Annotated in this window: 23 protein-coding genes and 1 other RNA gene; 14 read left to right on the top strand and 10 right to left on the bottom strand. The window is 35.8% G+C overall.

What is annotated here, in order from left to right; translation table 11 throughout:
* Positions 1 to 64: 64 nt before the first annotated feature.
* A complete protein-coding gene (locus C1631_RS10340; RefSeq protein WP_109711989.1) occupies positions 65 to 1,294 on the bottom strand; it encodes an ABC transporter permease in 1,230 nt (409 codons plus the stop codon).
* 87 nt (positions 1,295 to 1,381) lie between these two features.
* Positions 1,382 to 2,071, bottom strand: a complete 690-nt coding sequence (locus C1631_RS10335; protein ID WP_103249131.1) for an ABC transporter ATP-binding protein — start codon at positions 2,069 to 2,071, stop codon at positions 1,382 to 1,384.
* 424 nt (positions 2,072 to 2,495) lie between these two features.
* On the opposite strand from C1631_RS10335, the gene C1631_RS10330 reads away from it, so the two are divergent.
* From C1631_RS10330 to C1631_RS10320, 3 genes are all read left to right on the top strand, one after another.
* Entirely contained in the window at positions 2,496 to 3,470 is a 975-nt protein-coding gene (locus tag C1631_RS10330; RefSeq protein ID WP_109711987.1) for a ribonucleotide-diphosphate reductase subunit beta, read from the top strand.
* A gap of 97 nt (positions 3,471 to 3,567) precedes the next feature.
* The gene (locus C1631_RS10325) at positions 3,568 to 3,858 is read left to right on the top strand and encodes a hypothetical protein (protein WP_103248130.1); all 291 of its coding nucleotides are present in this window, start codon (positions 3,568 to 3,570) and stop codon (positions 3,856 to 3,858) included.
* Positions 3,859 to 3,905: 47 nt separating this feature from the next.
* Complete coding sequence (locus C1631_RS10320; RefSeq protein WP_262510208.1) at positions 3,906 to 5,573, top strand: ribonucleoside-diphosphate reductase subunit alpha; 1,668 nt, start codon at positions 3,906 to 3,908, stop codon at positions 5,571 to 5,573.
* 299 nt (positions 5,574 to 5,872) lie between these two features.
* Here C1631_RS10320 and C1631_RS10315 read toward each other — a convergent pair whose 3' ends face one another.
* The gene (locus tag C1631_RS10315; RefSeq protein ID WP_103248131.1) at positions 5,873 to 9,058 is read right to left on the bottom strand and encodes a TonB-dependent receptor; all 3,186 of its coding nucleotides are present in this window, start codon (positions 9,056 to 9,058) and stop codon (positions 5,873 to 5,875) included.
* Between the two features lie 251 nt (positions 9,059 to 9,309).
* Between C1631_RS10315 and C1631_RS10310 the strand changes: the two genes are divergently transcribed.
* Both C1631_RS10310 and C1631_RS10305 read left to right on the top strand, forming a co-directional pair.
* Complete coding sequence (locus C1631_RS10310) at positions 9,310 to 10,200, top strand: DUF72 domain-containing protein (RefSeq protein ID WP_103248132.1); 891 nt, start codon at positions 9,310 to 9,312, stop codon at positions 10,198 to 10,200.
* Positions 10,201 to 10,361: 161 nt separating this feature from the next.
* Positions 10,362 to 10,592 carry a hypothetical protein gene (locus C1631_RS10305; RefSeq protein ID WP_103248133.1) on the top strand — a complete coding sequence of 77 codons (231 nt, stop codon included), beginning with the start codon at positions 10,362 to 10,364 and terminating at the stop codon, positions 10,590 to 10,592.
* Between the two features lie 55 nt (positions 10,593 to 10,647).
* Here C1631_RS10305 and C1631_RS10300 read toward each other — a convergent pair whose 3' ends face one another.
* From C1631_RS10300 to C1631_RS10275, 6 genes are all read right to left on the bottom strand, one after another.
* On the bottom strand, positions 10,648 to 11,157 hold the full coding sequence (locus tag C1631_RS10300) for a hypothetical protein (RefSeq protein WP_228441157.1): 510 nt from the start codon (positions 11,155 to 11,157) through the stop codon (positions 10,648 to 10,650).
* 130 nt (positions 11,158 to 11,287) lie between these two features.
* Positions 11,288 to 11,932, bottom strand: coding sequence for an HD domain-containing protein (locus C1631_RS10295; protein WP_103248135.1), 645 nt, complete (start codon positions 11,930 to 11,932; stop codon positions 11,288 to 11,290).
* Entirely contained in the window at positions 11,929 to 12,774 is an 846-nt protein-coding gene (locus C1631_RS10290; protein ID WP_103248136.1) for an alpha/beta hydrolase family protein, read from the bottom strand. Before C1631_RS10290 ends, C1631_RS10295 begins: the two co-directional genes overlap by 4 nt.
* Positions 12,775 to 12,862: 88 nt before the next feature.
* On the bottom strand, positions 12,863 to 13,753 hold the full coding sequence (locus tag C1631_RS10285) for a ribokinase (RefSeq protein ID WP_109711983.1): 891 nt from the start codon (positions 13,751 to 13,753) through the stop codon (positions 12,863 to 12,865).
* 69 nt (positions 13,754 to 13,822) lie between these two features.
* Positions 13,823 to 14,458 (bottom strand): DUF4241 domain-containing protein, encoded by a 636-nt coding sequence (locus tag C1631_RS10280; protein WP_103249019.1) that lies wholly within the window; start codon positions 14,456 to 14,458, stop codon positions 13,823 to 13,825.
* A 93-nt stretch (positions 14,459 to 14,551) separates the two neighbouring features.
* Positions 14,552 to 17,167 (bottom strand): valine--tRNA ligase, encoded by a 2,616-nt coding sequence (locus tag C1631_RS10275; RefSeq protein ID WP_103249020.1) that lies wholly within the window; start codon positions 17,165 to 17,167, stop codon positions 14,552 to 14,554.
* 128 nt (positions 17,168 to 17,295) lie between these two features.
* Between C1631_RS10275 and C1631_RS10270 the strand changes: the two genes are divergently transcribed.
* From C1631_RS10270 to C1631_RS10245, 6 genes are all read left to right on the top strand, one after another.
* On the top strand, positions 17,296 to 17,760 hold the full coding sequence (locus tag C1631_RS10270) for a DUF1573 domain-containing protein (RefSeq protein ID WP_109711981.1): 465 nt from the start codon (positions 17,296 to 17,298) through the stop codon (positions 17,758 to 17,760).
* 127 nt (positions 17,761 to 17,887) lie between these two features.
* Positions 17,888 to 18,757 carry a polyphosphate kinase 2 family protein gene (locus C1631_RS10265; RefSeq protein ID WP_103250225.1) on the top strand — a complete coding sequence of 290 codons (870 nt, stop codon included), beginning with the start codon at positions 17,888 to 17,890 and terminating at the stop codon, positions 18,755 to 18,757.
* Positions 18,758 to 18,906: 149 nt separating this feature from the next.
* Positions 18,907 to 19,278, top strand: coding sequence for a hypothetical protein (locus C1631_RS10260; protein WP_109711980.1), 372 nt, complete (start codon positions 18,907 to 18,909; stop codon positions 19,276 to 19,278).
* Positions 19,279 to 19,282: 4 nt separating this feature from the next.
* The gene (locus C1631_RS10255) at positions 19,283 to 19,834 is read left to right on the top strand and encodes a hypothetical protein (protein WP_123966646.1); all 552 of its coding nucleotides are present in this window, start codon (positions 19,283 to 19,285) and stop codon (positions 19,832 to 19,834) included.
* Positions 19,835 to 19,854: 20 nt separating this feature from the next.
* Positions 19,855 to 20,232, top strand: coding sequence for a hypothetical protein (locus tag C1631_RS10250; RefSeq protein ID WP_123966644.1), 378 nt, complete (start codon positions 19,855 to 19,857; stop codon positions 20,230 to 20,232).
* Positions 20,233 to 20,279: 47 nt separating this feature from the next.
* The gene (locus C1631_RS10245) at positions 20,280 to 20,810 is read left to right on the top strand and encodes a hypothetical protein (RefSeq protein ID WP_103247304.1); all 531 of its coding nucleotides are present in this window, start codon (positions 20,280 to 20,282) and stop codon (positions 20,808 to 20,810) included.
* A gap of 58 nt (positions 20,811 to 20,868) precedes the next feature.
* Here C1631_RS10245 and rnpB read toward each other — a convergent pair.
* Positions 20,869 to 21,192, bottom strand: an RNA gene (gene rnpB / locus C1631_RS10240) — RNase P RNA component class A.
* Positions 21,193 to 21,429: 237 nt separating this feature from the next.
* On the opposite strand from rnpB, the gene C1631_RS10235 reads away from it, so the two are divergent.
* The 3 genes from C1631_RS10235 to C1631_RS10225 are packed head-to-tail and all read left to right on the top strand — an operon-like array spanning position 21,430 to position 24,273.
* Entirely contained in the window at positions 21,430 to 21,921 is a 492-nt protein-coding gene (locus tag C1631_RS10235) for an RNA polymerase sigma factor (protein WP_047098737.1), read from the top strand.
* Complete coding sequence (locus tag C1631_RS10230; RefSeq protein WP_103247303.1) at positions 21,914 to 22,588, top strand: DUF8845 family protein; 675 nt, start codon at positions 21,914 to 21,916, stop codon at positions 22,586 to 22,588. The genes C1631_RS10235 and C1631_RS10230 overlap by 8 nt, the downstream gene beginning before the upstream one ends.
* A 59-nt stretch (positions 22,589 to 22,647) precedes the next feature.
* Positions 22,648 to 24,273 carry an AMP-binding protein gene (locus C1631_RS10225; RefSeq protein ID WP_109711979.1) on the top strand — a complete coding sequence of 542 codons (1,626 nt, stop codon included), beginning with the start codon at positions 22,648 to 22,650 and terminating at the stop codon, positions 24,271 to 24,273.
* The last annotated feature ends 54 nt before the right edge of the window (positions 24,274 to 24,327 follow it).

The following is a 24,327-nucleotide window of genomic DNA, read 5'->3' as shown; positions in this document are numbered from 1 at the left end:
AATTATAAGTTATCAATTCTATTATTCTGTTTATCTGTCTTTCTTACTTTCGGATTAATGATTATTATTCCGTTCTTAATGCTTCAATCGGTTTAATTTTTGAAGCTCTGTATGCCGGAATAAACCCTGCAATCAGTCCTGAAAAGATCAATGCAATAAAAGCCATCAGGATGGATCCCCAACCTACGCTTGGGCTTTTAATAAAGAACTCTTCAAGGCTATCTCCAATAAGATTTAATGTTAAAACACCAATTCCTACTCCAACAAGTCCGGAAACAACGGTGATCACAACACTTTCCTGAACAATCAAAGCAACAATTCCTCCTGGTTTGGCACCAATCGCCTTTCTCACCCCTATTTCTTTAGTCCTTTCTTTTACGATATACACCATGATATTACTGATTCCGATAATCCCCGCCAGTAAAGTTCCCAGACCAATGAATCCTACAATCGCTGTAAGAACTGCCATAAACGTAAAGGTATCGTTCATATTTTTGGCATTATTCCAGACACGAACTCCATTTTCATCGTCAGGAGCAACATTTTTTCTTGCTTTTAATTTATCTTTTAATTCATCACCATATTTGATGGCCTGATCCGGAGTCAGCTTTTCATTGTATGTAATATAGGCTATATTCACCGTATCTGAGCCTTTTTTCATCTGCTGCAAAGTCGTAATCGGAACTGTAATATGTCTCTCATCTCTATCTCCTCCGTCATCTGAAAAAACTCCAATGACCTTATACATCGTTCCATTAATATTCAGCTCTTTCCCAACAGGGCTTCCATTTTTGATTAAATCGCGCTGAACCATTCTTCCAATGACTGCAACATTTAATTTTCTTTCCAGGTCCATAGCTGTTAAATAGCGGCCATCAATAACCTTTCTGTTTTCAATAACCTGCTCCCCGGGATCGGCTCCGTTGATCTGATAAAGACCACTCTCTTTCCCATATTTTACCATTAAACTGGCACTATATCTGGGACTTGAAGGTCCTGCTTTTTCCTTGTCTGCATTAATTAAAAAGTCATAGTCTGAGTTATTCATTGTAACATTTCGATCAGACTGCAAGCCTTTATAAGCTAAGGTGGTCTTCCCTGTGGAAAAAATAATCAGATTTTTGGCATCTCCCGCAAATCCTTCAGAAAATGCATTTTGAAGCCCTTTTCCAATTCCGAAAAGCACAATAAAAATAAACAATCCCAAAGCCACGGTAAACCCCGATAGTACCGTCCGAAGCACATTACTACGGATAGAACTGAATATTTCCTGCCAACGATCTAGGTCAAACATTTTAGTTGATATTAAAAGATTGAAAAATTTAAAGATCAAAAAGACATCATTAAATTTTCAAATTATTTTCAAATTCTCAAATTCACTTTATAAAACAATCTGCTTAATAAACTCATCACTTTCAATGATACCGTCTTTCAGCACTACATTTCTTTTGGTTTGCGCCGCTACATCAGGCTCGTGAGTTACCACGATAATTGTTTTTCCCTCATTATTAATATCCTGAAGTAGTTTCATAATATCATGAGTGGTTTTAGAATCCAATGCTCCGGTTGGTTCATCCGCCAGTACGACTTTAGGATTCGTAATCAAAGCTCTGGCAATTGCTACTCTTTGCTTTTGCCCTCCTGAAAGCTCACTGGGAAGGTGATTTGCCCATTGCGCAAGACCAACCTTTTCCAGATATTCTAATGCTTTTTTATTCCGCTCTTTTCTTGGTACGTTTTGATAATATAGAGGGAGTGCAACATTTTCCAAAGCAGTTTTATAATTGATAAGATTAAAGGATTGAAAAATAAATCCCAGAAATCTACTTCTGTATTCTGCGGCTTTTACTTCAGACAAATGCTCTATCGGGACTCCATCCAATTCATAGGTCCCTGAATCTTTTTCATCAAGAATACCAATAATATTAAGAAGAGTAGATTTTCCCGAACCTGAACTTCCCATAATAGAAACAAACTCTCCTTCCGAAATGCTCAGATTAATCCCTTTAAGGACATGAAGTTTGCTTTTTCCTGTATCGTATGATTTATGTAAATCCTGAATTACTAACATTAAGTGATCTATGTTTTATACCCAATAAGTAGATGATATTTTCAAATTGTTACAAGAATAAAAATTTATTCAAATATTTTTTTGTTTAATACCACACCCCTCTATTTAAAGCAGTTTATTTAATTTTGTTTAACTGTAACTTAAGTTTTCCATCTATTTACCCTCTGTATAGCTGTTCAGGCTATTATTCGAGGCTGTTTCATGTAAATGTGGAAAACTTTTACAACTAAAAGTCAACCGATTAGTATTTACCTCTTTCAAAATCAGTTCTTTTTTTCGAACTTTGTATTTAGATTCTGATCAGAAACACAAACTTGAAATGTGAATAACGTATATTCACAACCATCACAAAAACAAAAAGTTATACTTTTTCTGAACGTTATCCACAGAGATCTGAATTATTTAATTATAAAGATATTTTAATATGGGAATTTTTGATAAGAGAGTAAGTTATAAGCCATTTGAATACCCGGAGGTTCTTCAATTTGTAGAGGCAATCAACAAATCGTTCTGGGTACATTCGGAAGTGGACTTTACTGCAGATGTACAAGATTTTCATTCGCAGTTGGAACCACATGAGAAGCATGCTGTGAAAAATGCGCTGTTAGCCATTGCACAGATCGAGGTGTCTGTAAAGACATTCTGGGGAAACCTATATAATCACATGCCGAAACCCGAGTTGAATGGTTTGGGGGCTACTTTTGCAGAATGTGAATTCCGTCACTCTGAAGCTTATTCCCGTTTATTGGAGGTCTTAGGATATAATGAGGAATTTTCAACGGTAGTAGAAATTCCTGCGGTGAAAAAGAGAATTGATTTCTTGTCAAATGTCCTTAAACATGCCAATTCTACGACACCAAAAGAATACGTTTCTTCTCTTTTATTATTCAGTATTTTAATTGAAAATGTATCACTCTTCTCACAATTTGCCATTATTTTATCTTTCACAAGATTCAAAGGATATATGAAGAATGTTTCAAATATCATTGCATGGACTTCCGTAGATGAGCAAATTCACGCTAATGCAGGAATTTATTTGATTAATAAAATTCGTGAGGAACAACCTGATCTATTGACAGATTCAGATATTGAAGATATTTATACTCTGGTAGATCAATCTATAGAACTGGAAGGCGAAATTCTGGACTGGATCTTTGAATTGGGAGAATTAAGTGTTTTCTCCAGAGAAGACTTACTGAACTTCATGAAGTACCGTGTTGATGATAGTTTAAAGAAAATCAATATGGAAACCCGTTATAATATTTCTCCTGAACAGTATCGTCCTATGAAATGGTTTGAAGAAGAAGTTTTTGCCAACTCTATGGATGATTTCTTTGCCAAAAGACCTGTGGATTATACAAAACACGATAAAAGTATTACAGCAAACGATTTGTTTTAATGCAGTAGTCGCGAGCGAAGCGAGCGTCAAGGCCGTTAGGTATTGTGTCATTCTAAATGACAACCCATATTATATTTAACAAGCACAAAAATAAAAGATGATCAATGTAATTGTAACCTACACGGTAAATCCGGAATTTGTTCCAGCCAATAAAATTAATATTCAAAAGTTTTTGGATGATTTTAAAAAGCTAGATCAATCTACATTTGAATATAAAGTGTATGCAAAAGAGGATGGTGTTACTTTTGTACATTATTCAAACTACATCAATGAAGAAGTTCAACATGAAGTTTTGAATGTACCTTCTTTTAAAGAATTTCAAATGTTAAGAGATGAAAGCGGATTGAATGGTTCCCACAAAGTAGAATTTTTACAATCAATAATATAAAAAAAACAAAATTCCGGAGTGATAGTCTCACTCCGGAATTCGAAAATATAACATCTATGGAAGAACAAAATTCAAATATATGGTGGCTCAACGAAGAGTCTGAGCAAATGTTGAACAGAGGATATCTGTTGAAAGGCGAAACAGTAGATGGAGCTATCGACAGAATCACTACTGCGGCTGCAAAAAAATTATATAAACCGGAACTACAACCCGCTTTCAAGGAAATGATCACCAAAGGGTGGATCAGTTTCTCTTCACCGGTATGGGCTAATATGGGAACACAGAGAGGACTTCCCATCTCATGTTTTAACGTTCATATTCCGGACAGCATTGAAGGCATTACTCACAAAATGGGTGAAGTAATTATGCAGACAAAAATTGGAGGTGGAACTTCAGGTTATTTTGGAGAGCTTCGTAACAGAGGTACTGCTGTAACGGATAATGGTAAATCTTCGGGAGCCGTCTCTTTCATGAAATTGTTTGATACAGCAATGGATGTAGTTTCTCAGGGAGGAGTAAGAAGAGGAGCTTTTGCAGCTTACCTGGACATCGACCATGGAGATATTGAGGAATTTTTATCGATCAAAGATATCGGAAGCCCTATTCAGAATTTATTTACAGGAGTATGTGTACCAGATTACTGGATGCAGGATATGATTGATGGGGATATGGAGAAACGTAAAGTTTGGGCAAGAGTTTTAGAAAGCCGCCAGCAGAAAGGTCTTCCATATATTTTCTTTACAGATAATGTAAACAGAAACAAACCTCAGGTTTATAAAGATCAGGGAATGACTGTTAACGCAAGTAATCTTTGTTCTGAAATTATGCTTCCTTCCACAAGAGAAGAATCTTTCATCTGTTGTTTATCATCCATGAACCTTGAATTGTATGATGAATGGAAGGATACTGATGCTGTAAAACTGGCAGTATATTTCTTAGATGCCGTTTTATCGGAATTCATTGAAAAAACTGAAGGAAATTATTATCTGCAGGGAGCAAGAAACTTCGCCATGCGTCACAGAGCTCTTGGATTAGGAGTTTTGGGATACCATTCTTACTTACAGAAAAATATGATCCCGTTTGAAAGTTTTGAAGCCACTCAATTCAATGCAAGAGCTTTCAGACATATTAAAGAACAGGCTGAACAAGCTTCAAGAGAGCTTGCCAACATTTATGGTGAGCCGGAATTACTGAAAGGATATGGATTGAGAAACACCACGACTATGGCCATCGCTCCTACCACTTCAAGTTCTGCGATCTTAGGACAAACGTCTCCTGGAATTGAGCCTTTTGCATCTAATTATTATAAAGCAGGTTTAGCTAAAGGAAACTTTATGCGTAAAAATAAGTACCTTGCTAAATTGTTAGAAGAAAAAGGACTGGATAATGAGGAAACATGGAGAACGATCATGCTAAACCATGGTTCTGTACAACACTTATCTGAATTAACAGACGAAGAAAAAGCAGTATTCAAAACATTCAAAGAAATTTCTCCGATGGAGATTATTTCTCAGGCTGCACAGAGACAGCAATATATTGATCAGGCACAATCATTGAATCTTCAGATTCCTTCTACAATGCCTGTAAAAGATGTAAACTATCTTTATATTGAAGCCTGGAAAAAAGGAGTAAAAACATTGTACTACCAAAGAAGTTCTTCTGTTTCGAAAGAAATGATGGTCAACTTTGTGACATGTTCTGCTTGTGAAGCATAAACTCAAGTAATAAACACGCTATATTATTAAAAGGCACGCCGAAAGGTGTGCTTTTTTCATTTTTCAAATCTATACACGTCTTATCCCAACACAGATAAGTTTTTGCTAAAGTCATTGGATTTATTTCAAACGGGCTAAAATCCATTTCTATTGAATATATCGTGTTTTTTAAAATTTATAGATTTCCTTGATTACATGAACAGTAAAACGTTTATATCTTTCATCAATTATAATAAAAAGGCCCGGAAGAAGACCGGACCTTGAAAAAAGAATTGTATTGAAGTAAAATAAAACAGTATCTAAAAATTGTATCTGACCCCCAGTTGTGCCTGGAACCTCGATGCAAACTGATCGATAGTATAAGGCAGCCCCGGCGTTTTAAAATTATATGTCGGGTCTCCTGCTGAAGGCTGACCTGTGGCAACGGTTCCTACTTTTGTCAATCCTACACTTGCAGTAGAGTTGAATGTATTGGGTACGAAATATACTTTCCCCCAATCCTTATTTAATAAATTAGTAAAATTGATGATGCTCAAAGAAATCTGTAATGTATTTTTAGATTTCTCGCTCAATCTGAATTCATCCATAATTCTGATATCCGCCTGAATATTCCACGGGGTAACATCTCCGTTTCTTTCGGTAAACTTCCCTCTTCTGGATTTTAAGTAATCATTATTGTTAACGAAGTTTTCATAATCAGCAATCTGCTGCTGAGCACTTACCAGTACATTGCCTGCACCGTCTTTTATTGGAACAATATATTTAGCCGCCTCAGCTGCATCTTTAAAGATATAAGAAAGGCCCGCGGCCTGTCCTGTATTCGCAATAGTACTATTCACAAATCCCCAGGTGAAAGGATTTCCTGACTGTGCATTAAAGTATACGTTGGTATACAATCTGTTTGATTTAGAAATAGTAAAAGCATAGCCAAGGTTCGCTACCACTCTGTTTTTAATGGCAAAATTGGAAGTTGTCAACTGAGGATCATTGGGAGTCAGAGACTGGTTCATCTGCCAGTTACTTTCCATAGAGTTTCTGATTCCGTTGGTAATGTCTTTAGCATCCCCATAGGTATAGGCAACAAAGAAATTAAAACCGAAGTTGTATGATTTTGATAACTGTGCCGTCAGGTTATAACGATATCCTTCTTTGGTATTCGATAAAAGATAGGCATTAGAAAAATTACTGTTAATATTGGTTGTATAGATAGGCATCTCGTGATTCACATCATAGCTGTAATACGTCACATTATCTGTCTTATTAACCTGCTGAAATTTCAGGTCATACAACACTTTTGTATAAATACCTTCCAATGTAAGTTTATATCCTTTTAAAGTATAATCAAAAGCAAGGGAGCTTCTCCATACCCTTGGCATTTTAAAATTATTATCAATAAGATCTACCTGTACTTTTGAAGAGTTTTGCCACTTAGGGAAGTTGGTACTGATCAACGGGTCGCCGTTCGTAGCGAGCTGGCTCGCTGTTGGTGCATTGTAATCATAACTTCCGAACCCGACTCCATCATTATAATAGGCATATCCAAGCCAGGCAAATGGTATTCTACCTACAAAAATGCCCGATCCTCCTCTTAATACCATCGATCTGTCTTCCGTAACGTCAATGGTAAATCCAAGTCTCGGAGATAAAGTGGGCTTGTTAAGATAAGTATTGGTGAGTTGGCTTAATGGAGTATATGTATAAGTGTTTCCAAAATTAGGGTCCTGAGGAGAGCTGCTCACTAAGGGACTCAATTGCGGTTTATTCGGTAAATCGGTATAATCTACTCTGACCCCCGGTGAAAGTCTTACTCGTCCCCAGTTGATCTCATCCTGTAAGTATAATGAAAGAAGATTTACATTGTATTGTGCATAAGGATTATCAAAAAGTGTTTGTCTGCTATCCCCGTTAAAAGGATAAGTTCCTCTTATTCTGGCAGGATTACCTGCGTAAAAATCATTTAAAGATTTATAGGAGATCCTTCCGTTCAATGCATTCACAAAGCCATAATTGATGTTGTAAAATTCATTGTGAGTTCCCAACAAGAAGGTATGATTTCCTGTTTTATAAGTAAGGTTATCTGTGATTTCCAAAGTCTTTTGCTTCATATTGAAAACAGTGGCCTCTCTATCATTACCCAACAGAATAGTTCCTCCGTTATAACTTATTTCAACCTGCGGGAACATGGCGTTTCCTGAGGTAGGATCCCTGTAATCATGAATAGAAGAATATCCTGCCACAAAACTATTACTCCACTTATCATTAAAACGGCTTTTCAATTCAAGTGTAGTAGTAGACGCTGTATTTTTCTGAACGAAATCCATACTGGCAAACCTGAAGTTGGCTCCGTCTCTTTCAAGATTAGATGCCTGTGAAAATACGGTATTGTTCTTAATAGATAGTGTATGTTTATCATTGATTTTCCAATCTAACTTATTAAAAAGTTTAGCACTTTCGGAGAAATTATTATACTGATTAAAACTTCCTGTATTGAAACCATACTTATTTCTTACAAAATCAGAAATTTGTTGTGCAACAGCCTCATTTACCAAAGCATTAGGATCATTGGCATTATAAAAAACCGGGTCTGTTCTTTTAGTATATTCCAGATTGGTAAATAAAAACACCTTGTCTCTCACAACAGGTAAACCTACTCGCCCCCCATAAATAAAATCAGAGAAATCTTTTGGCATTTTTGAATTATCACCGACTCTGTTATTCCCTGTAATGGCTGCATTTCTTCCATATACATACATGGATCCGGTAATATCATTACTCCCACTTCGGGTTACCGCATTGATACTTCCTCCAAGAAAATTTCCCAGTTTCACATCATAAGGAGCAATATACACCTGTACATCCTGAATGGCATCCAGACTTATCGAATTAGAACGTGTACTGCTTCCTGGCATTCCGGAAGTTCCTGTCTGCCCACCCAATGAAGGACTAAATCCGATAGCATCATTATTAATAGAGCCATCAATGGTCACATTATTATAACGGAAATTGGTTCCGTTAAAAGAGTTATTGGCACTTTGAGGAACCAATTTAGTAACATCCTGAATGCCTCTGTTGATATTAGGAAGTCCTGAAATCTGTGCCTGGCTGATCCCTACGCCATACTTTACAGCAGCCTTTTTAGAAGTAATTTTCACTTCATCAATGGTCTTTTCTTTACTTCCCAGATCTACCACCGGTAAGTCATTATTTCCTAGAGAAAGCTGTAAATTGGTATTTTCGTAAATAACCTGTGATCCATCCAGAATTTCAATCGTGTAAGGTCCGCCAGGCTGAAGGTTATCCAGGCTAAACTGTCCTTTATTGTTACTCCTGGTTTCAAAAGTACTATTGGTAGGGACATGTATAACCTTCACTATTACTTCAGAAGAAACTCCTTTCAATCTTCCAAAAATTTTAGAGCTGGTTTCCTGTGAAAATGCAAAACCAAAAGATAATAAAGCAAAAGCACAGATCAATTTTTTCTTCATATTTTTTATTAGTAAAACTTGGTGTAAAAGTAGATCTACTAAATATGAAGTGTGGTAACATACAATTAACATTATGTAACACGATGTTTAACAATTCCTTAAAAAAAACTTAATAGAACTCATAAGGTAGTTTCAAAAAAAATCTGATCAAAAGAATAATTTACACGGACCGCTCCTGAAAATCATAGGACTTTCTATGATTTTTTTCGTTTATCTTTGTGTTTATTGTTTAACACTCCAAAATTACAGATATGAAATTCGGACAAGTAGAAGATCCTTCAAAAATAGATTTTACTCTTCCAAAAGATCACTCCAGAACAAAAGAAATGTTGAGTCTTAATAAAAAAGGACTTGAAAACATCTCTATCGGATGTGCAAAATGGAATAAAACCGACCTTAAAGGATTTTATCCAAAAGGCACTAAAGACGAACTGACCTATTATGCGACCCAATTTAATTCTATTGAATTGAACGCTACTTTCTACGGAATGCCAACTCCTGATCAGGTCAAAACATGGAAAGAGAAAACACCTGAGAATTTTAAATTTTTTCCTAAAATCACCAACACAGTCTCTCACTTCAGAAGATTAATTGACGTTACAGATCCGGTCACGCATTTTGCCTCTGCAGTTATCAATTTTGATGAAAAATTGGGAATGGCTTTCCTTCAGCTTCATGATAATTTTAAGCCAAAAGATTATGACCGATTGGAAAAATTTGTAAAAGAATGGCCCAAAGAAGTTCCATTAGCTATCGAACTTCGAAATACTGAATGGTTTACTGATGAAGAGATCCTCAATACTACTTGTGAGCTTTTTGAAACCCATAATATAACCAATATTATTGTGGATACAGCAGGGAGAAGAGACATGCTCCATATGCGCCTTACAACTCCTAATGCATTCATTCGATACGTGGGTGCTAACGCAGAGAGCGACTATGAAAGACTGGATGATTGGCTGAAACACCTGACCAAATGGAAAAAAGAAGGTCTTCAAAATCTTTATTTTTTTGTTCATCAGAATATTGAAAAAGCATCTCCTCTACTATCCGCTTATTTCATCAAAAAATTAAATGAAGAATGGAAAACCGATTTGCATATTCCACAAATGGCTACAGAAAGTACAGGCACACTTTTTTAAACCAAAATAGGGAATTATCTTAATTATTTTATTATTTTTCACAATAAAACATTATTTTAACCTACTCATTTTAAAGCAATAAAACCCTTTTCATATCTGAAAATTTCATACATTAGACATGTAATAATTCACTAATTACATATACATTTAAAAGAAATAATATGGAAAAGGAAATTTGCAGAATAAGTATCTCCAGTAACTGGCTGGGTGATGAATATACTTTCTATGAAGATAGTACGATAAAAAGAATTTATGATAACCACAGTCTCAATTCCAATAGAGTTGAATGGTTGGAGCCCAAACAAATCAGCAAACAAAATAAAGACAAATTAGTAAAAGGCTGTCCTGACGATTGCAAAGAGCAGATCATGCTGATTCTGGATTATCCCTAACAGTAAACACTGAATAAAACATAATTTTGATCATGTCTTATTCAGTGTTTATCTATTATATATTTTTATTATTCTTTCTGAGCAGCAATACCAGATTAAGAAATAAAAGCAAAAAATCCAGGGTAATCCAAATTCCCAACTTTGTATTTTCATAATTATATGCCTCTACCTGCTTTTTGGCAGCATCAGAAAGTTTCATACTTTGATTGATGTAATTCTGTACTTCTACAATCTGATCAATATTCTTATTAGGAACAGAATGTTGTGAAAAGTATACGAGGTTCTTTTTTCCCAGGTATCCTACGATCCAGTATTCATCAGATTTATCCATTTTCAGATATTCTATCCTGTAATACTCCGGACGTATTTTGCCAATATGCTTAGGGATAAGTGTTGTATTTTTATCTACTTTATTTACGTTGATCAGATAAAAGTCCAGTGCCTGTGGAAGCTTGTTTACCACTTGAAGCCCCACAGAATTATCTACAAATGCAACAGCACTTTTTTTGATAAACCAGTACGCAAAAAATGAAATTGAAAAAACAACAGTCAGGATTCGAAACAATTTTGCCCATTTTGCTATCCTTCCTGATTTAATTTTATATAAAATCAGAGAAAGCAGACAAGTCCAAAAGATAACAACAATGAAAAATTCCATAGGGCAAAGATACTGATTTCAGAATTGAGAGGGAAGATTAATCCACATTCCACTCTTTATAGAACTGGTCAAGGAAGTTCAGCATATAGTTATGTCTTTCTTCCGCCATTTTTTTCCCATGCGCTGTATTCATGAGGCTCTTAAGAAGCAACAATTTTTCATAGAAATGATTGATGGTGGTCCCATTAGATTTCTTATATTGTTCCTTAGACATCTTCAAGTCAGGTTGGGTAGCAGGATCATACATTGGATTATTTTTAAATCCTCCAAAATTAAATGTTCTGGCAATTCCAATAGCACCAATGGCATCAATGCGGTCTGCATCCTGTACAATCTGAAGTTCAATAGGCGGGTCTGCAGGAGCCTGATCTCTGTTTTTAAATGAAATATTTTCAATCACAAATAAAACCTGGTCAATGATTTCATCAGATACATTCTGGTTTGTAAGAAACTCTCTGGATATTTTGGGTGCTATAGTTTCATCCCCGTTGTGAAATTTAGGATCTGCAATATCGTGGAGAAGTGCAGATAATTCAACCACATCTTTATTACAGTTTTCGGTTTCAGCAATTTTTTTGGACAGCTTCCAGACTCTTTCAATGTGAAACCAGTCATGGCCGGCCTCTGCTCCTTCTAATTTTTCTTTTACAAATTCTACCGTGTTGTCAATTGTACTTTTCATTTATCTATCAGTTCATTTAAAATAATATCCCAAAGTTTGCTATTGTAGCTTCTAAAAAAATTAACATGTCCGATTTCTTTCTTTTCAGATTCGGAGGTTTTCACAAGTCTGTAGGTGGGTGTAAGATTAGGATATGTATTATTTAATAAACTCAATACTCCCTTTTCTGTGAGCCATACATCATCTTCGGCTCGGATTACAAATACCTTTTGTGTTAAGTTTTTAGAATAATCATCAATTTTCTCCAACAATCTGTTGGTTGATTTCTTGTTTAAAATTAAGGTTCTCCAGTCATATGCACAATTTTTTGGAAGACTTTCTCCAAGCCCAAACCAATTTGCAGGAAAATAGCCTAGCAAAGAAGTAGTTAGTGGTTGTACAATTCCAAACCCAAGATAAGCTTCGATTTTGGTTTTCAGCTTTAAATTTCCAACAAAAGCATTTTGTGTACCCACAAAAATCAATTCTTCAAATATCTCAGAGTCTTCATTCATTCCTAAAATCAATGCTCCTACAGAATGTCCCAAACAATACTTTCTATAGCCTGAAAATTCGGTTTTGATATACTGAGTTACTGTTTTATAATCTTTTGATCCCCATATCCGCATAGAACCATGAAATCCTTTCATCTCTTTGGGTTTCGAAAGCCCAATCCCCCTGTAGTCGTAGGTAATAACAGTAAATCCTTGTTCAGAAAAATAGTGAGCGAACGAGAAATACACCTGTTGTTTTACCCCTGTTGCCGAATTAATTAATAATAATTTCTCATTACTTTTTTCCGGCCGAAAGAGGTGAACTGCTAATAATGCATGATCTTCTGTGGTAAGTATTAGTTTTTCCATGTCATAAAAGAAAATGTCCACTATAAAAGTGAACATTTTGGATATATTTTTATGTTAAGTTTCAAACTTTTGATATGCCGTAAATAGTTTAAGAAAGGAAATCTGAGATTCTGGGCAGTCCTGTCTGAGATCCTTTTCCTCCGGAAACCCGAGATGAAACTTCATTCCCAAACTTCACACAGTCTTCAATGGTATTTCCATGACATAATGCTATTGCAAAACCTGAGGTAAAAGCATCCCCCATTCCCATCTTATAGACTGTCTTGTCTTTATCATTTCTATAATACTTCATTTCCGTACCATCGAAATAAATAGTGGAATTGGTATCATCTCTTACAAAAACTTTATTGAAATATTTTGTAAGGACTTCTTCTCTTCTCTCTTCCCCGAAGATAATATATAACTCACTACTTTTTGCTACAATAAAATCTACACTTGCTAATACCTCATCACGTACCCTCATTGCCGGAGAGGCATACAAACCTACTTTTTTACCATATCTTTTGGCTTTTTGCACTGCATATTCTACCACTTCCATCGATACTTCAAGCTGAACCAATACAAGATCTGAACTGTGAAAATATTTATCTGCCTCATCTATGTGTGACTTGTTAAGATATTTATTAGCTGCCGGAACGACAACAATTGCAGCATTCCCGTTACAAGTTGTTACATAAGCTGTTCCTGTAGCTTCCTGATCTGTTTCATGAACAAAACCAACATTTACATTTTCGCTCACAAGATTCCTCATGATCTGTTGTCCCAGAGGATCCATGCCTACACAGCCTATAAAATAAACACTTGCCCCCAGCCTCGATGTACCCACTGCCTGGTTGGCTCCTTTTCCTCCAAAATAGCTATCCGAATTAACGGCTAAAACTGTTTCATTAGGCAAAGGAAGTTTTTCTGTTTCCAGGACAAGATCTATAGAAGAGCTTCCTACAACAATAATTTTGGGTTGTTCTGATGAGAAATTCATTGTGTTTTTACTATTAGTTTTACAATTTATAACAGACAAAAATTCTGTATCAAAAATAAATAATTTTACTTAACTTATTTCAATAAATTCAGTTATTATCTTTACAGGTGATTGATCTTTATCATAGGCAATATAACTTGCATAAAAACCTTCCCCATAACCGGTCTCAAAACCTAATATAGTTCCGGGCTCTGTTTCTGATGGCTTTAAAAATGCGTATTGGTCAATAGCCCCGTTTTCATCAAAGAAATGTTCATGGAAAAATTCTTCATAAATCCCCATAAAATCACCTCCTTTATTTTCATATAACCTTTGCTCAAGCTCATTGAGGCTTTTTTGAGTATCTACATCCATGAAGCAGCCCATTCCGCTTTCCACAGGATAACCAAAAACTTCACCTTCTGCAAGATCCTTTATATTTTGTCCGGCAGTGGTTGCCAGTTTCCAACTTTTAATTTCTGAATTACTAAAAATAATTTCCGCGTAAGCTACGCAATTACTTTCTCTTTCTTTGTGTAACATTACAGAAAAATCTCCTTTCGGAAATTCTGTAGAAAAAGGAAGCATCTCATTTGTGATCAGAGGATCACAGGCAACCAATTTTCCACTGGAAAGATAGATCTTCCCTACTTCAAAACTTTCCAGCAAAGGACTTTCTACAAAGTCTTTTGAAAATAGCTTTTGTATGTTTTCTATATGTGTCATATTTTCTTTTTCTTTAAACCATCAGGCTGGGCACAAGTTTTCATCTGTACCCAGCCTGAGATTCTGACAAACGAATTTGTCGATATTTTAAATTTACAAACTTTTCAGCTTCTCTTCCAAAATCGCAATTTTGTCAAGAGCATCTTTTTGTTTCTTACGCTCCACCTCAACAACTTCAGGTTTTGCATTGGCAACAAATTTTTCGTTGGAAAGCTTTTTATCAACTGAAATCAAAAATCCTTTCAGGTATTTTAATTCTTCTTCAGTTTTAATTTTTTCTTCTCCTAAATCTAAGTTCTCGCTCAAAGGAATCGAAACTTCTGTCGCCCCTACCAGGAATGTAAAACTAGGCTTATCTGTTTTTTGTCCGAAATGAATTTCAGCAACATTAGCCAATTTCCTTACCACTGCCTCATTAGCAAATTCAACTGCATTCGTATATACTTCAACGGCTTCTCTTGGTGAGATTCCTTTTGTCTGACGGTAATTTCTAACTCCCGAAATTAATTCAGCTGTGATCTCAAAGTTTTTAATGACATCTTCATTAAAATGATCAGCATTCTTTTGCTGAGCAATTACAAGAGCCTCATCAATATTTCTTTCTGAAATCAATTGCCAGATCTCCTCTGATTGGAAAGGCATGAACGGATGAAGCAGCTTCATCAGCTCTTCAAAGAAGTATATTGTTTTAGTATACACTTCTTTAGAAATACCTTCTCCATAATTGGGTTTAATGGCTTCAAGATACCACCCGCAAAAATCATCCCAAATTAATTTGTAGATCAAATGAAGAGCATCAGAAATTCTGAACTTCTCAAACTGATCGTTGATTTCAACAATCGTTTTATTCAATTTATTCTCAAACCATTCAATAGCCTGATTATCGGTATCAATAGCTGGTTTATCCTCATGATTCCACATGTTGATCAAACGGAAAGCGCTCCAGATTTTCGTCATGAAGTTTCTTCCCTGAAGCATCAGTTCTTCATCAAAAAGAAGATCGTTTCCTGCTGCAGAACTCAATAAAATTCCTACACGAACCCCATCAGCACCATATTTTTCCATTAATTCAATCGGATCAGGAGAATTTCCTAAAGATTTTGACATCTTTCTTCTTTGCTTATCTCTTACAATACCTGTAAAGTAAACATTTTTGAACGGCACTTCTTTTTTATACTCTAATCCTGACATGATCATTCTAGCCACCCAGAAGAAAATAATATCCGGTGCCGTTACAAGGTCAGAAGTAGGATAATAATAGTTAATATCTTTATTCTCAGGGTCTAAAAGTCCTTCAAAAACAGACATTGGCCACAACCATGCTGAAAACCAGGTATCTAATGTATCCTGGTCCTGTCTCAAGCTTTCAGCAGTCAGCTCCTGATTTCCTGTTTTCTGTTTTGCCAGTTCTAAAGCTTCTTCCGCACTTTCTGCTACTACAAAATCTTCATCACCGGTTCCATAGTAAAACGCAGGAATTTGCTGTCCCCACCATAACTGACGGGAAATATTCCAGTCGCGGATATTTTCCATCCAGTGTTTGTAGGTATTTTTAAACTTCTCAGGATAGAATTTCACCTTATCATCCATTACCACATCAAGTGCAGGCTGAGCCAGTTCAGACATTTTAAGGAACCATTGAACTGAAATTTTAGGTTCAATTACCGCTCCGGTTCTTTCTGAAGTTCCTACTTTATTGACATAGTCCTCTGCTTTTAACAAAAGATCTTTTTCTTCTAATTCTTTAGCGATTTGTTTTCTTACATCAAATCTGTTTTTTCCTGCATAATGAAGTCCGTGCTCATTTAAGTTTCCATCATCATCTAATGCATCAATCATTTTCAGCTGATGTTTCTGACCGATTTCGTAGTCATTGACATCATGAGCCGGAGTAATTTTCAATGCACCGGTTCCAAATTCAATATCTACATATTCGTCTTCAATAATAGGAACAACTCTGTTGACGATCGGAACAATCACATTCTTACCTTTCAGATGAGCATATCTCTCATCATTCGGATTGATACAAACAGCAGTATCTCCAAAAATAGTTTCCGGACGTGTTGTAGCAACTGAAAGGAATTCTTCTGAACCTTCAATTTTATATTTTAAGAAATATAGTTTTCCGTTCTGCTCTTTAAATATTACCTCTTCATCTGAAATATTGGTCTTTGCTTCAGGATCCCAGTTAACCATTCTGTATCCTCTGTAGATTTTCCCTTTATTATATAGATCTACAAAGCTAATGATCACTTGTTTTGAAAGATTATCTTCCATAGTGAAACGGGTTCTGTCCCAATCACAAGAACACCCTAATTTTTTTAGCTGCTCCAGGATAGTTCCTCCGTACTTATGGGTCCACTCCCACGCATGTTTTAAAAACTCCTCCCGGGTAATATCTGACTTATTAATCCCCTCAGACTTCAATTTAGCAACAACTTTAGCTTCAGTAGCAATTGAAGCGTGATCTGTTCCCGGAACCCAACAGGCATTAAATCCTCGCATTCTTGCACGACGGACCAGTACATCCTGAATGGTATTATTCAACATATGCCCCATGTGTAAAATCCCCGTAACGTTTGGCGGAGGAATTACCACAGTATATGGTGGTTTATCATTAGGCTCTGAATGGAAATACTTGTTTTCCAACCAGTAATTGTACCATTTTTGTTCTGTTTCCTGTGGATTATACTTTTCTGAAATCTGCATAAATTCTATTTCTTTGGCTTACAATTTGCAAAAATAGTCTAAAGAAAAAAATTTTTAAGCATGAATTAAAATAATTTTTAACTTTGTTTCACAAAATTTATCTAACAAACATATTAACATTCAAGAATATGAAGAAATTAATCGCAGGAATTGCATTATTCGGAACATTTGCTCTAGCCTCTGCACAAACTATTACGTTTGATAAAACTACTTTTGACTATGGTACTATCAAGCCTAGTTCTGACGGTACAAGATTCTTTACAGTAACAAACACAGGTGATAAGCCTTTGATCATCTCAAATGTAAAACCTTCTTGTGGATGTACTACACCGGAATTCAGCCAAGATCCGATCATGCCGGGAAAATCTGCTAAGATCAAAGTTGGATACAATACAGCTCTTAACGGAGGCTTCAATAAAATGATTGAAGTATTCTCTAACGATCCTGCCAACAGCAGAAGCGTAATTTACATTAAAGGTAATGTAGATGCTAATGCTCCTGAAGCTAAAGTATTAACTCCTGCTGAGCAGAAAGAAGCTGCAAAAGCTGAGAAAAAAGCAGCAAAAATAGCTAAGAAAGCTGCTGCAAAGTAAGCTTTACTCAAAAAATAAAGAAACCGTCTCTCCAGAGGCGGTTTTTTTTTATTACATTTATAATATCAGTAGAGGATAAAGGTCTTTGATCCTTATCCAACTTCTTAATCTTTTAATTAAAAAACATATGGATACCAATTTCACAAATGATTTTCTAGTAGATGGAAAATTTTCAATTAAAAAAGCATCAACCTCCTACAAAGGAAAGCTCACCAAAGAGGAAGGTGCTGAATTATTAATTAAAGAAAAAGAAAAACTTCGTGAATTACAGGAAAGGCTTTATGCAGATGGAAGCCAGTCTCTTTTAGTAGTGCTTCAGGCAATGGATGCAGCTGGAAAAGACAGTATGATTGAACATGTTTTTGGAGGAGTTAATCCTCAGGGCTGTAATGTTACCAGCTTTAAAACTCCCAGTTCAAAGGAATATGCTCATGATTTTTTATGGAGGCATTATCTGGCACTGCCTCAAAAAGGAATGATAGGAATCTTCAACCGTTCCCATTATGAGAATGTTTTGGTTTGTAAGGTTCACCCTGAATATAATTTAAGTGAAAAAACCTGGTCTTCGGTAAAAGATTTTGATACTCAATTCTGGGAGAACAGATATGAGAGCATTCGAAATTTTGAAAAACATCTTGCACAAAACGGTACTACTGTTATCAAGATATTTCTGAATGTATCTAAAGATGAGCAAAAGAAAAGACTTTTGGACAGAATCAATGAACCGGACAAAAACTGGAAATTTTCTACAGGTGATCTTCCTGAAAGAGCATTATTCGACCAATACATGGAAGCTTATGAAACAGCAATCAATGAAACTTCAAAGAATCACGCCCCATGGTATGTGCTTCCGGCCGACAATAAATGGTTTGCACGAGTTGCCGCTGTTCAAATTATCATTGATACATTAGAAAAAATGAACCTTAAGTATCCCACTCTTTCTGACAAAGAAAAACAGGGACTTATGGATGCTAAAAAAACTCTTGAAAGTGAATAAAATAGATATGTAATATATTCATACATAATTCAATAATTAAAAATATTTTTAACTTTAAAACTCAATATCGTGAATAATTTATTTATTTACGATATTTTTTTATATATTTATCACAAGTGATTTTCACTATAATCATTAAAACTTTAACCATGAAAAAACAGTTAGTATTAGCTGTATTTGCTTTTTTCACTTTCATGTCCTGCAACAATGAGAGTAATGTGGTAAATACGGTGGAGGGTATGAAAACTCCGCAAATGGAAAACTTTGACAAGGCTTTCAAAAGTCTTGGTAATCCTGAAAACAGACCTACCGAAGAAGAAAAAAAGAATCCAGAACTAAGTGACAGAGGAAAAGCACTTCTTCTCCCTGCATCAAAAGAACTGATACTTTCTACAGGAGTTACGGAAACAGAACTATTGCGTAAAACCGGTGGAGATATGAGTGCTACAATCATTTGGGCCAGTCAGATCTACATGAAAAAAAGTGAAGAAATCCGTAAAAACATCAAATCTGAAAAATAACACCATGAAAAAAATTATAACATTATTAAGCCTTGTTGCCATGACTGCTGCACATGCACAAGGAACCCTTATTATCAATAATTATTCGGCGTATGATTTCTATGGTCATGTACTTGCTTTTAATATGTCTGCACCGTGCTACCCAAGGGTTTCAAACATTGATCCTATTACCGTACCTGCAAACTCCCATACCGGAAACGGAAATCAACTTCAATACGACAATTACAGAGATCAATTTACATCATCTCTATATCCACAGGCAATGTGGACTGTATCAGATTCACCAAATGTTACAAACAACAAGCCATGGAACGACTTTCAACTAGCTCCTGGCGGAACATATTCAACAAACACAAAATGGGGATTAGCTAAATTCGGGATGGTGTATCCGGGTACTCATAACAACGTTCCTAATTTCAGTGTTAATATTGCTGTAGCGGGAAATCCTTGTTACAATTCACCAGTTGATTATACCACTCCCAATGGTGCCAACTACACCAATATATTTACGATCACCAGTGGAGGTACTTCCATTACTTATCTTCAGATTTATTAATGAACAATAAAAATTTAATCATGAAAAAACACTTATTGTTATCAGCTTTTATTCTTACAGGTTTAGTATCCTGCAGCAATGAGCAGTCTGTCATCAATACGGCAGAAAGTATGAAAACCCCGGAAATGGAAACCTTTGACAGAGCGTTTAAAAGTCTGGGAGAGCCTAAAAACCAGGCTACGGAAGAAGAAAAAAGAAGGAATTCTGTGGAATTGAGTGATAGAAGAAAGGAAATTATCATTCCGGCTTCGAAGGCTTTGATTATTTCCACCGGGGTTTCAGAAGTGGAAATGAATAGAAAAACTGGAGGAGATAAAAATAAAATTATTGCCTGGGCACTTGATATTAATTTAAAAAAGAAGGAAGAAATATACAGAACAATGAAAGCGGGCAATTAGAAAATACCCGGTCCTTTAAAACCCAATCTTTTTAATCTATCATAATTATGAAAAAAATAATAGTACTCACCTTGTTATTTTTGGGTGTATTTTGTTTCTCGCAAAATCAAAATAACGTCCTTGCCATTATCAACAAAACATCATACACCATTCAGGGAAGACTGGGAGCAGGTAACCCTAACCCTCCCTATTACCCTTTTGTTATTCCTGTGTCTACCAGCCCCTCTGGTTTATATACCGTTCCTCCTCATACAGACACCAAATTTGATTCACTTAATACATCCGGAAATGCCATAGTACCGGTCTATCAATGGACCGTTGTAAGTTCTCCACAGACATCCATGACCTATCCTTATACTCATCCTATTATTTCAAATGTCATGAACATTGTGAAATGGGCTTACTACGACTTCTTCACAGTAGATAACCAGGGAAATGTTATCGATCAATTTAGAATGGGAGATCCTGTTCTAAGTCCGTCCAGCAACACCATTGTATATGGACAAAATATGCCAAACATCCATGCTGAATGGGTTCAGTATGCTGATTACATAGCATTAACAGTCTATGAAAATTAAAAAAATATGCGGAGAACATTCTCCGCATTATTTTTGAAGTTGATTAAGCTCAATAAAAATCACGAGAAAATCTATAAGCCGGATTTTGTACTTCCGAAGAAGTGCCTGTTATTTATCTGCGTTTTACATTGCTGCAAAACTTGAGCTGATTACCCCTCGGCTTTCAGGACGAGTCACCCCTATTTTCATTGCTGAAAAGAACCGATATACTTACCATTGCACCGCAAAGAGTTTACCTGGTTTCACTACAGCCGAACTGTACCTGCTTTCTGTTGCACTTGTCCTACCCTCACGGGTGACGGATGTTATCCGCTTTGCTACTCTATGGTGTCCGGACTTTCCTACCTCCCGAAAACGGGAAATCAACAAGCCGATTTTCTCGCGGCTGCAAAGATACGCAAATTTCGTGGTAAAAAGACAAATGACTGGGATAACAGAAAAAGTAAAAGCAGAAGAATGGGAGAAAGTAAAAAAATTACTTTCTGATTTACCTTCATGTACTTTTTTATTATAATACTCTTTTCCATTTTACAGTTTTATCTTTTCGTTCTTTCATTTTTTTAAATTATAATTTTCACTAATTACCACATTATTATTATCTTCGTGGCATTATACATCTATGGATTCCAGAGAAAAAGAATTTGCGCAACTTATCAAAGATAATCAGGGTTTGATTATTAAGGTATCTCGCTTATATACTAATTCTCTTGAAGATGAAGAGGATCTTTTCCAGGAAATTGTGCTACAACTTTGGAGAAGTTACGATTCTTTCAAAGGGAATTCTAAAATCTCCACCTGGATGTATCGTGTAGCCCTTAATACAGCCATTACTCTTTTTAGAAAAAAAAGCAAAAGTTTACCCACCAATGAACTGGATATCAACCATAAAGATTTTGTGGAAGATGATGATGAAAAACAACAACAAATTTCGCTTTTGTATACTGTAATCAAGACTCTTCCTAATGTGGAAAGAGCTATTGTCATGATGTATCTTGACGATCTGCCTTACAAGGATATTGCAGAAAACCTCGGAATCACTGAAGTCAATGCCCGTGTGAAAATGAACAGATTAAAGAAAACCCTTAAAGAACAGATGGAAAAATATGCCTGAATTTGATTTAGATAGTTTCAAAAAAACATGGCAGGAACAGCCTGTTCAGCCAAAATACGACAATAGCGAGATCCTTCAGATGTTGAATCGGAAGTCACGCAATTATGTAAAGTATATTTTCTGGATCAGCGTGGTAGAATTCCTGTTCTTTTCAGTGCTGGGATTGTTCTATTTTTTCCAGGAAGAAGAATCAGAAAGTTTCCGTAAAGTTCTTGAAAGGCTTGGTGCACAAGAGGCTCCTGAAATTGAAAACAATTTCGGTCACGTTTATCTGGCGATCAAAATTTTAAGTTTGCTGATTACAGCCTATTTTGTACTAAAATTTTATCAGAATTACCGTAAAATAAAAATTGAAGAGAATCTAAAAGCTCTTATTACCAGAATTATTAAATTCAAAACTACAGTTAATGCTTTTATTCTGATCAGCATTGTATTACTGATCATCTTTACCTTTATCCTGGTTGCTTTTATATTTTATATTGTAGATTCTCAGAATGTACAACCTACCAACTCTAACCTGATGATTATTATTATTGGAATTACTGTGAGCACTCTACTTGCCGTGTCTATGATCTGGGTATACTATAGATTGGTATACGGTACTATTATTAAAAAACTTGACAAAAATTTAAAACAACTTAAAGAAATAGATTCTCAGGAAAATTAGTATCCACAGGTTATAGTTCAGGATTTATTCATTATTTTTATCCAACCAAATCTTAAACTATGCCTTTATCTTATGTCTATGGAGCATCCGGGGTTCCATTATTAGGACAGACCATCGGAGCTAATCTTAAAAGTACAGTTGAAAAACACCCTCATCAGGAAGCGTTAGTTTGTGTTCATCAGGATTACAGAGCAACTTACCAGGAATTTTACAATCAGACAACTGCGGTTGCAAAAGCATTACTATTCCTGGGGGCCAAGGCTGGTGACCGAATCGGAATATGGTCTTCCAACCGTTATGAATGGGTGCTTTTACAGTATGCCACAGCCAGAATAGGAACAATTTTAGTCAATATCAACCCTGCTTACCGTACCCATGAGCTGACCTATGTACTCAACCAGTCCGAGATACGTTTTATTTTTTCTGCATTACATTTCAAAACAAGTAATTACAAAGAAATGATAGAATATGCTAAAGAAGTATGTCCTGCTCTCGAGCATGAAATTTTCTTTGATGACACCTGGGAAGATTTTGTAAACAACGGACAGGATATTTCCGATGAAGTACTTCACAGTTTTGAAGAACACGTGCAGTTTGACGATCCGGTCAATATTCAATATACCTCGGGAACTACAGGTTTTCCAAAGGGAGTCACCCTTTCCCATCATAATATTTTAAACAATGGTTACTTTATTGGAATAAGATTAAAATATACTGAAAAAGACCGTGTTTGTATTCCGGTTCCTTTTTATCACTGCTTTGGTATGGTCATCGGAAATATATGTTGTACAGCTCATGGTGCCTGCATGGTAATTCCTAATGATAGTTTCGATCCGGAGCTTACCTTAAAAGCTGTGTCGGATGAAAAATGTACTTCTTTATATGGTGTTCCTACCATGTTTATCGCTGAACTGGCTGTAAAAGATTTTGACACCTATGATTTTTCAAGTTTAAGAACCGGGGTAATGGCAGGTTCCGTCTGCCCGCCTGAGATTATGAAAAAAGTGGAAAGCCTGATGAATATTAAAGAAATGAGTATTTGTTATGGAATGACAGAAACCTCTCCTGTATCAACACAAACTTTAATAGGGACTCCTTTAGCTAAACAGGTAAGCACTGTTGGAACGGTTCAGGACCATCTCGAAATAAAAATCATTGATGAAAATGGCAGAATCCTTCAACGTGGTGAACATGGCGAACTTTGTACCAGAGGGTACTCTGTTATGCTAAAATATTGGAATGATCCTGAAAACACAAGAAAAGTACTGGATGATGCCCGATGGATGCATACCGGTGATATGGCTGTAATGGACAAAGAGGGATATATAACGATTTCAGGAAGAATCAAAGATCTTATTATCCGTGGTGGTGAAAATATATCACCAAAAGAAATTGAAGATTTCCTATACACGTATACTCATATTCTCGATGTCCAGATTATAGGGGTTCCGAGTGAAAAATTTGGAGAAGAAGTAATGGCATGGATCAAAGTGAGAAAAGGATTTACAATTACTGAAGAAGAGCTTATAGAGTATTGTAAAGGAAAAATTGCTCACTATAAAGTCCCGAAATACTGGAAGTTTGTAGATGAATTCCCAATGACCATTTCTGGAAAAATAAGAAAGGTAGAAATGCGTGAGATTTCTATGAAAGAATTGGGGCTTGAAAACGCAAAAAATGTGTAGATTTTCTCTCAGTTCGGCAGTAACGGACGAAAAATGCAATTCATTTTTTTAAAA

The sequence above is a fragment of the Chryseobacterium phosphatilyticum genome, from assembly GCF_002899825.2.
Classification (GTDB): domain Bacteria; phylum Bacteroidota; class Bacteroidia; order Flavobacteriales; family Weeksellaceae; genus Chryseobacterium; species Chryseobacterium phosphatilyticum.
This window is presented reverse-complemented; position numbering and strand designations above follow the sequence as displayed.

Bases quoted from the DNA above. Each gene is read 5' to 3' on its own strand.
- C1631_RS10340 (WP_109711989.1), bottom strand. From the start codon at position 1,294: ATGTTTGACCTAGATCGTTGGCAGGAAATATTCAGTTCTATCCGTAGT.
- C1631_RS10335 (WP_103249131.1), bottom strand. From the start codon at position 2,071: ATGTTAGTAATTCAGGATTTACATAAATCATACGATACAGGAAAAAGC.
- C1631_RS10330 (WP_109711987.1), top strand. From the start codon at position 2,496: ATGGGAATTTTTGATAAGAGAGTAAGTTATAAGCCATTTGAATACCCG.
- C1631_RS10325 (WP_103248130.1), top strand. From the start codon at position 3,568: ATGATCAATGTAATTGTAACCTACACGGTAAATCCGGAATTTGTTCCA.
- C1631_RS10315 (WP_103248131.1), bottom strand. From the start codon at position 9,058: ATGAAGAAAAAATTGATCTGTGCTTTTGCTTTATTATCTTTTGGTTTT.
- C1631_RS10310 (WP_103248132.1), top strand. From the start codon at position 9,310: ATGAAATTCGGACAAGTAGAAGATCCTTCAAAAATAGATTTTACTCTT.
- C1631_RS10305 (WP_103248133.1), top strand. From the start codon at position 10,362: ATGGAAAAGGAAATTTGCAGAATAAGTATCTCCAGTAACTGGCTGGGT.
- C1631_RS10295 (WP_103248135.1), bottom strand. From the start codon at position 11,932: ATGAAAAGTACAATTGACAACACGGTAGAATTTGTAAAAGAAAAATTA.
- C1631_RS10290 (WP_103248136.1), bottom strand. From the start codon at position 12,774: ATGGAAAAACTAATACTTACCACAGAAGATCATGCATTATTAGCAGTT.
- C1631_RS10285 (WP_109711983.1), bottom strand. From the start codon at position 13,753: ATGAATTTCTCATCAGAACAACCCAAAATTATTGTTGTAGGAAGCTCT.
- C1631_RS10280 (WP_103249019.1), bottom strand. From the start codon at position 14,458: ATGACACATATAGAAAACATACAAAAGCTATTTTCAAAAGACTTTGTA.
- C1631_RS10275 (WP_103249020.1), bottom strand. From the start codon at position 17,167: ATGCAGATTTCAGAAAAGTATAATCCACAGGAAACAGAACAAAAATGG.
- C1631_RS10270 (WP_109711981.1), top strand. From the start codon at position 17,296: ATGAAGAAATTAATCGCAGGAATTGCATTATTCGGAACATTTGCTCTA.
- C1631_RS10265 (WP_103250225.1), top strand. From the start codon at position 17,888: ATGGATACCAATTTCACAAATGATTTTCTAGTAGATGGAAAATTTTCA.
- C1631_RS10260 (WP_109711980.1), top strand. From the start codon at position 18,907: ATGAAAAAACAGTTAGTATTAGCTGTATTTGCTTTTTTCACTTTCATG.
- C1631_RS10255 (WP_123966646.1), top strand. From the start codon at position 19,283: ATGAAAAAAATTATAACATTATTAAGCCTTGTTGCCATGACTGCTGCA.
- C1631_RS10250 (WP_123966644.1), top strand. From the start codon at position 19,855: ATGAAAAAACACTTATTGTTATCAGCTTTTATTCTTACAGGTTTAGTA.
- C1631_RS10245 (WP_103247304.1), top strand. From the start codon at position 20,280: ATGAAAAAAATAATAGTACTCACCTTGTTATTTTTGGGTGTATTTTGT.
- C1631_RS10235 (WP_047098737.1), top strand. From the start codon at position 21,430: ATGGATTCCAGAGAAAAAGAATTTGCGCAACTTATCAAAGATAATCAG.
- C1631_RS10230 (WP_103247303.1), top strand. From the start codon at position 21,914: ATGCCTGAATTTGATTTAGATAGTTTCAAAAAAACATGGCAGGAACAG.
- C1631_RS10225 (WP_109711979.1), top strand. From the start codon at position 22,648: ATGCCTTTATCTTATGTCTATGGAGCATCCGGGGTTCCATTATTAGGA.